The organism is Lactiplantibacillus dongliensis (genome assembly GCF_005405105.1).
Taxonomy (GTDB): Bacteria; Bacillota; Bacilli; order Lactobacillales; family Lactobacillaceae; genus Lactiplantibacillus; species Lactiplantibacillus dongliensis.
In genome coordinates this window covers 1-7,554 of record NZ_BJDK01000060.1, presented here as the reverse complement: position 1 = coordinate 7,554, position 7,554 = coordinate 1, and the positions used below count along the sequence as shown (strand labels likewise).

Below are 7,554 nucleotides of genomic sequence, written 5' to 3'. Positions count from 1 at the left end.
GAAAATCATCACTTACAACGGGTTTTAAAGCATGATGGCACTAAACAACTCTTTTTTGGCGAATGCAAAGCCGATCCGACGATTAAGAACAGTCAGATCGAGAAAATCCAAAAGCAGTTAAAAGGGCAACAAGCCAAGGACGACCAGTATAGAAAAGTAAATATTGGACATTATCAACCGCTAAATTACAAGCCAGTTAGTCCAAGCTACTACTTAAAGACGGCCTTTAGTAACGCAATCATGACCGCCCTATATGCCCGTGATGAAGATTACGAACGGCAAAAACAGGCGCAAGGTTTAAAGGAGACTGAGTGGGAAATGACGAAAAAGCAACGGCAACACCAAACTCGAAACCGGCATGAAGATGGGGGCATGCACTTGTAATCACAAAATTAGCGACTGGTTAATTGGTATGAATGGTAGCCCATAATGTATTTTATATTGAGAAAAATTTGGTACGTAGAGCGTGCTCGATTAGTTACGTATAGCTGCCAGCCTTGTGTATGGTCTATCAAAGAGACCAGGCAATCAAAAACTTTAAGTCAGAACCCTATTTTGAACTAAATGCTGAAATTCTTGCTAATCAGCAAAAATTCGTCGCAAAATTAGACCCCTATCAGCGATTTAAAGATGAAGCAGGACTAATAACATTCATGCAAGCTAAACACGTTCAGAAAGGCTCACAGGCTGGTTTAATCAAGGACGTCCAAAAACAAGACAAAAAGCGTGCTAGTCCACAACTATTCTCACTATCCAGTCTGCAAAGTGCCATGAATAAACGTTATCACGCCAGTGCCAGCCAAACCTTAGCGGCTATTCAAAGCTTATACGAAGACAAACTGCTCAGTTATCCCCGCACCGATTGTGCTTATATCACTGATGAAGAATTTAGTTATTTAGTGGCTAATCTGACGAAGTATCTGGGTTTGATCTCTAAGCCAGTCGCTTTAACCAATACCACTCCGAACAAACGCTATGTTGATGGGAAAAAAGTTGAAGAACACTACGCCATTATCATGACTAAAGTCGTGCCGACGAAAGAGAAACTAGCCAGCTTGCCTAAATTACAGCAACAAGTCTATGACTTGGTTTTAAGAACCACATTAGCCATGTTTGCTGATCCTTACGAATATGAAGAAACCACCATTATTACCCAAGTTGGTGACGCCAATTTTAAAGCAACCGGTAAGGTCCCAACTAAGCAAGGCTGGCAAGCTTTATTTGATGATCACAAAGCCGAGCAGCAAGAAGTAGCAACTTTACCGCTCGTTCACCAAGGTGATCAAGTCCAAGCAAATCTGCAAACACCGCAAAAAGAAACGACACCACCGGTACCCTTTACCGAAGGTACCCTGATTACGGCCATGAAGACCGCCGGCAAAACGCTTGATGATGAAGAAGCCCAAGCGATTCTTAAAGATGTGCAAGGCATTGGGACAAGTGCAACCCGGGCCAATGTGCTGGAAGTGTTAAAGAAACGCGGCTATCTCGTCACTGAAAAGAACAAGCTACACGTCAGTGAAGCCGGAATTACTTTATGTAAAGCGGTTGAACTCGAACCCTTGCTAACTAGCCCAGAAATGACGGCTAAATGGGAGCAAGCGTTACAGCAAATCAGTACCGAAGAACGCCCCCCGGATAACTTTTTGAGCCAAATTAAGAAGTTCGTAGTGAAATTGATCGCTGATGTCCCAACACAATTAACTGGCAGTGCAGCCATTAAGCAACAAATCAATCACCAACAGCAAGCACAAAAGTCCGACGAGGTCTTCTTAGAAACACCGCAAGCGACCGTTTTAAATAAACAGAAGTTTTACATTGTAAAGCCTAAGCAAGGCGAAAGCTTTACCCTGCCCAAGAAATGGAGCAGTAAGACCCTCGGTAAGACCGCAATTAAAGCGCTGGTCACCAAGGGGGAAACGAGCAAATTAAAGGGTTTCAAGAGTAAAAAAGGAAAGTCGTTTGACGCCAAGTTAAAGCTTGACGGCCATAAATTAAGTTTTGATTTTGATTAGAACCTGCCTACCGCCCTGCACGTTGTTTCGGTTGGTGAACTCGTCATTTAGGTTTACTTTTCAAAAACCAAAAAGTGAACCTAACCAACGAGTGTAATTGTAAAAGAAGGAGGATATATCATGAAAAATGAACTGGAAGCATTAGCAAGCGAATTACCTATTTTGACGGATAAAAGCAGTTATAAGTACCTATCAGAAATTGCGGGTAATGGCAAATATATTCAAGTTGCGTGGCAAAAAAAGAATGCTGAATATTTAGCACTTTACGGCACACAATCTATCAAGTTACCCCAAATTGATAATTCTGTAGAGTTTGTAGACGCCGAGGAGGTTTAAATATGCCAACTAAAGAAGAATGGAAGAAACAACTTGTAGATAATGCAGAACAACAAATTTTGAACTTAACTGATAGTGACAAGTTCAAGAACTATCTTAATACTGTGGCAAAATTTCATCGTTATAGCGCTAGAAATATTGATTTAATCTACTCTCAAAACCCAGAAGCTACTCAAATAGCAGGTTTTAAACAATGGAAAAATGATTTTAACAGATCAGTTAATAAGGGAGAAAAAGGGATCAGGATTGCGGCCCCTATGATTAAAAAACTAACTCCAGAGGATCAGAAAAGGCTTGATACGACCAAAGAAAAAGCCATAGTTGGTTATCGCTATATTCCAGTATTTGACATATCACAGACAAGCGGCGAACCAGTCCTAAGTGCTAAAGATTTTGTCAAAGAAAATTTAGCGGATCATAAAAACGTTACTAACCTATACAACGAACTCAAAAATTATTTGAATAACAATACTGATATTAAAGTCAGTGAAAAGAGATTGTCAGAACTTGGTGGCGCTAAAGGCTATTTTCAACCCAGCACTAATGAAATCGTCATCGGTAGCGATGAGCCCGACAATGCCTTGAAACTGGAGACGTTATATCATGAATACGCCCATAGCCAATTACACGGCTTAACGTCAGAATTTAAAGACCGGCCACGAGCCTATCAGGAAACCCAAGCCGAAGCGGTTGCGTACGTTGCCATGCAAAATATTGGCGTTGATACCAGCAACTACTCACTCGGTTACGTGGCCACCTGGGCTAAAGATAAAGCCGTGATCCATAGTGCTTTAAGTGAGATCCAGCAAGTGAGCAACAAAGTGATTGAGCTTAGCGATGGCTTAACCAAACAATTAGGCTTACAAGAAGACCCAAAAGAGCCTGAGCATGATCTAAAAAAGCTATCAGCCCATGATCTTAATAAGTCCTATCAAGGCTTGCAACAACAAGTTCAGCAAGCAACTAGTCCACAACAAAAAGCGCAATTAAAAAATCAGTTAAACGATGTGCACCAAGAAATTAGTGATCGAACTCAAAAACAACTGAAAGCATTTGCTGAAGAAAATCCGGAAATCAAACAACCTGATCCTGAATACGATCAAAGTCTGAAACGTTAGCCAGCTTTTAAAGGACATGCTATAATGGAAACAGAAAAGGAAGCCCCGCCGAAAACAGGACTTCCCACGCAAGCCGCTTCAAAGGCGGTGGCATTAGTTAAAAAATGATAGTTGAGTCACCCTGTAACCTAGCCAAAGTTACGCAGGGCGGCTTTTTTATTTGTTCCTTTTGTCGATGTATGTTAGCAACGCTAAAATAAACATTGCAAACAGCAACATCAACGAGAGTGTCTGGAAGACGCTCATTGACTGTGAAACCTTCCTGAAGATTATTCCATGTTCCCATGGGCCTCACCTCGCAAGGGAAAAGACAGCCACCGCCCTTAAAACTTCCTGCTTAATCTATTATACAGAAACTTTGACGAGGAAACCAAATTTCATCTTAATATTGTTATCAACTGTTTCAGTGAAAGTTGCGCTTAATAAGGTATTTTTGTTTAATACTACGATCAAAGTTTAGCAGCAACTAAAAACAGCTTAAAATCTCTTTGTCGGTAGCAACCAGAGCTTATTTGTATAATTCTTTAAGCTTTTTTATTTAATTCAACTTTTAACAACTTCAAATATCTCTGCCAACCATTCTTTAGCAATTTTTTCTCTGTCGTTTTCATTTAATTCAACAATTCCCTGATTTTCTTCACCTGAAATGTCTTTTTGTAGTATAACTGCCATTTCAGCCTGTGTTAATTGGACGTAGGAAGCTAATGTTGATATAGAGTATGTGAAATTAATTGCGTTCCCTGAATTTGCTAGAATAACAGTCCTATTGCTTTTAGTTTTTAAAATTTTATACCCACCATTGTGTCCATAGTGGGGTAATTTGTTGATCATTTGACTATTTTTAAAAGTATCGTCCGCTGAAGTTACAGAAAAGCTATATAAAGTATGTTTCAAATCCAATTTTTTTAGTTGAAGAGTATCAATAGACTTCTCTCCATTAGCTATATACACAATATCAACGTCAATTAGCTCAGTATATATATCATTAGTTATTTGGTACCCATGGGCTAATGCGTTAGCTAATCGTATTGCCCTTTTATCAGCAACTATGACTATTGCACCACGTTTTCTTAAATTACCCGCTATACTGGAGCCAACTTTACCATAGCCAATAACTAGTACTTTCTTGCCTAAAAGCGTCGTTCCATAATCTGCTAAAAAGATTTCGGATTTGACTACAATCTCATGTCCAACCAAAAAATCTTCCTCAATTTTTAAAGAACTTCTTGCCACTGATAGTATTGGGACTGATATTGAATTATTGGACAGCTTATCTTCATACTTTTGGTAGCCATTTTCCGTATCCTCGATTATTTTAACCAATTGACCTTTAAACTGTTTCTGAATGTCACTTAATCTTGGTACAAAATACCCACCAATATCAATAATTGCAAACGTGTCCTGTCCGACAATTTCCTTTATCAAGTTAGGTGTATCAACGCCTGCTAATTCTTTCCTAGAAACATCTAATATTGTACAAGTCTTTGATAAATGTTTAAGGACTTTACGATCAATACTTTTGGGCTTGGGTATAAAGTACACTTCGTAGTGTTCACATAAATAGTCTATAAAATCCAAACTGTTAATCACGGCGTGCTCTACGACAAGGATTTTTTGGGGATCAGACTGCCCTTTATTAAAAAGCGCAGCGACTTTTTCGAAATACGATTTATCTAATAGATACTCATTATGTCTCATCTTTTACACCTGTTTCCATTTGGAATTCAGATAAGAAATCACGCATATACTTTGTTCGACGACTGGCTTCTTGCTTTCCCGTTCTGGTATTCATTGAACTTGCTAATTTCAGTAGCTTTTCATAAAAGTGATTGATGGTTGTACTTTTGTGATGGCGATAATCATCGTGTGTTTTGATTTCCTTCACTGATATTTTGGGATCGTATATTTCCTGTCCAGCGTGCCCGCCGTAAGCAAATGCACGTGCTATGCCGATTGCACCTAGTGCATCAAGTCTATCAGCGTCCTGAACACATTTACCTTCGTTAGAAAGCTGGTAATGGTGTTCAATGTTGTCAGAATATGACATATGTTGGATAATATCTAAAATGTCTTCTCTAGCCGGAGTTGCAATATTCTCATGGCTAAGTATAATTCGTACTTCTCTCAGTCTATTCTTTTTATCTGCAGTGACTTTTTCGTCTATGGTGTCATGCAAATAGCTAGCTGCTTTCACAACATACAGACCAATATCAGTTTCATCTTTTTTAAAATCTTCTGTATATATTTTCTGAGCTAACTTAGCCACTCTTTGGGCATGAAGAAAATCATGCCCAGTTGGATCAAAGGCCATATTTTCTTTAGAAAATGATTTTATATCATCTAAACTCATTACTCTTTATCTCCTTTAATTACTTTATTTCGTAAAGCTATCAAGCATAGAGAAATTGTGAATACGGCAACAAAAAACAAAATCAAGAAATTGATTGCTAACCCCCATTTTGTCCCTGAAATTACACTCCCTTGTTGTTTCTGCAATAAAGAAACAATAGAGGACGATATTGCAATTCCAACTGCTCCTGAATAAGCTTGAACCGTCATATAAATCGAATTACCATCATTTACTAACCCAGCAGGTAATTGAGACAAACTATAGGTCATGATGTTACTGTAGCTAAAGCTCAATCCCACCATAAAAAGCATATATATTAAAACCAGCCCGCCAATACTTGGTGTAAATAGGTTGGCGCCCAAAAAGGTCAGTCCAATGATTATACAGCCACTTATAATGGGTAAGCGGGGTGCAGTTTTATCGTAAATAATACCAGCAACCACCGATAGCACTGCATCAATCACAGCGGCAGGAGCAATTAGAAAACCTACCAAACCAGGTGACTGGGCAAAAAGTATTTGTAGCACATTAGGGATTAAGTATGACATACTCAAAGAACTGAATTGCAATAGAAAAAAAGCACTTAACAACTGCAAAAAGCGTTTGTTTTTAAAGAGACTTAATTCCAACAATTTATGGCTCTTATGCTTCTCATTAAGAAGGAAAAGTAAGCCACTAAAAAAAGCTGTTCCTAGTAAAAATAAATACAATTTAAAAGAGCTACTGTTAGCAGTCAAGTTAACAATAAACATCAACGTCGTTGTCAAAAAAATGGCCAAGAAAATGCCCCCACGGACATCAAAGGGAACGTAATGAACCGGTGAACTTTGTTCAATGCTAAGCTCACCAAGCAGCCAGGTAACCATAATAATTGGTATTAAAATTATAAATAGAAAATGCCAATTGAATGTGTCCTGAATTATGCCACCATATATGGGACCCACTGCTGGTGCAAAGGCAATAACTAAGCTACCTAGCCCCATAAAAGTGCCAACTTTTTTCTTTGGCACTTGATCTAGTATGACAGCAAACATCAACGGTAACGCGATTCCATCAGCAATGCCTTGACATAAGCGGCCTAGCAAAACTAAATTAAAGCTGTTGGAAAAGCTTGCAATCAACGTACCGACTAAAAAGCTTAAGCACGAAACTCTAAATAAAGTTACCACACGAAACCGTCTTAAAAAGAATGAACCCAATGGAATCAAACTAGTTGAGACTAGCATATATCCAGTAGTCAACCATTGAACTTGACTGATAGGTATAGAAAAATACGTTGTTAATTGTGGGAAGGTTATGTTTAACGCTGTTTCAACCACTATTCCTAAAAAGCTTAAAAGACCAATCGAAATTATTGCGCTCAATAGTTTGTTGTGTTTCTCTTGAACCAAGAATTTCACCTTCCAAACACTACATATAGTTTTTATTACATATTATACCACTATATATGGTTCTTAGGCCGTTGCTCCTACATATTTTCAAGAACGAACAATAGTTTCTCTAGCCTTTGAGAAACTACACTTAAAATAGTCGCAAGTCCGTTATAGCCATGCTATAATGTAAACAGAAAAAGGAAGCCCCGCTAGAACAGGGCTTCCCATGTAGAGCCGTTTAAGACGGTGGCAAAGTTTAATAATAGATTAAATAATCCGTTAGCCTGAAGTGAACCCTTAAAATTGGACAAATTGTTAAGCTGCTTTTTGAACGGCGAGTTCTCGGTATTTTACCGGGGGCT

7 protein-coding genes and 1 pseudogene are annotated in these 7,554 nt (G+C 38.6%); 4 read left to right on the top strand and 4 right to left on the bottom strand.

What is annotated here, in order from left to right; all coding sequences use genetic code 11:
- The 4 genes and pseudogenes from FFM80_RS14290 to FFM80_RS14275 all read left to right on the top strand — a co-directional run.
- Positions 1-384 (top strand): annotated as a pseudogene (locus tag FFM80_RS14290) (nicking enzyme TraA protein); the annotation flags it as partial.
- 119 nt (positions 385-503) lie between these two features.
- A complete protein-coding gene (locus FFM80_RS14285) occupies positions 504-2,015 on the top strand; it encodes a DNA topoisomerase (RefSeq protein WP_137641411.1) in 1,512 nt (503 codons plus the stop codon).
- Between the two features lie 120 nt (positions 2,016-2,135).
- A complete protein-coding gene (locus tag FFM80_RS14280) occupies positions 2,136-2,351 on the top strand; it encodes a hypothetical protein (RefSeq protein WP_014940860.1) in 216 nt (71 codons plus the stop codon).
- Positions 2,352-2,353: 2 nt separating this feature from the next.
- Entirely contained in the window at positions 2,354-3,469 is a 1,116-nt protein-coding gene (locus FFM80_RS14275; RefSeq protein WP_099722355.1) for an ArdC-like ssDNA-binding domain-containing protein, read from the top strand.
- Between the two features lie 156 nt (positions 3,470-3,625).
- Here FFM80_RS14275 and FFM80_RS14770 read toward each other — a convergent pair whose 3' ends face one another.
- The 4 genes from FFM80_RS14770 to FFM80_RS14255 form a co-directional block, all read right to left on the bottom strand.
- Complete coding sequence (locus tag FFM80_RS14770) at positions 3,626-3,688, bottom strand: putative holin-like toxin (RefSeq protein WP_230083882.1); 63 nt, start codon at positions 3,686-3,688, stop codon at positions 3,626-3,628.
- Positions 3,689-4,012: 324 nt separating this feature from the next.
- Positions 4,013-5,167: an S-adenosyl-L-homocysteine hydrolase gene (locus tag FFM80_RS14265; RefSeq protein ID WP_053339310.1), complete on the bottom strand. Its 1,155-nt coding sequence runs from the start codon at positions 5,165-5,167 to the stop codon at positions 4,013-4,015.
- Positions 5,157-5,819, bottom strand: a complete 663-nt coding sequence (locus FFM80_RS14260) for an HD domain-containing protein (protein ID WP_014940864.1) — start codon at positions 5,817-5,819, stop codon at positions 5,157-5,159. Before FFM80_RS14260 ends, FFM80_RS14265 begins: the two co-directional genes overlap by 11 nt.
- On the bottom strand, positions 5,819-7,210 hold the full coding sequence (locus FFM80_RS14255; protein ID WP_041142890.1) for an MFS transporter: 1,392 nt from the start codon (positions 7,208-7,210) through the stop codon (positions 5,819-5,821). Before FFM80_RS14255 ends, FFM80_RS14260 begins: the two co-directional genes overlap by 1 nt.
- Between the last annotated feature and the right edge of the window lie 344 nt (positions 7,211-7,554).

Coding starts and splice junctions, on each gene's coding strand:
- FFM80_RS14285 (WP_137641411.1), top strand. CDS start 504: ATGGTCTATCAAAGAGACCAGGCAATCAAAAACTTTAAGTCAGAACCC.
- FFM80_RS14280 (WP_014940860.1), top strand. CDS start 2,136: ATGAAAAATGAACTGGAAGCATTAGCAAGCGAATTACCTATTTTGACG.
- FFM80_RS14275 (WP_099722355.1), top strand. CDS start 2,354: ATGCCAACTAAAGAAGAATGGAAGAAACAACTTGTAGATAATGCAGAA.
- FFM80_RS14265 (WP_053339310.1), bottom strand. CDS start 5,167: ATGAGACATAATGAGTATCTATTAGATAAATCGTATTTCGAAAAAGTC.
- FFM80_RS14260 (WP_014940864.1), bottom strand. CDS start 5,819: ATGAGTTTAGATGATATAAAATCATTTTCTAAAGAAAATATGGCCTTT.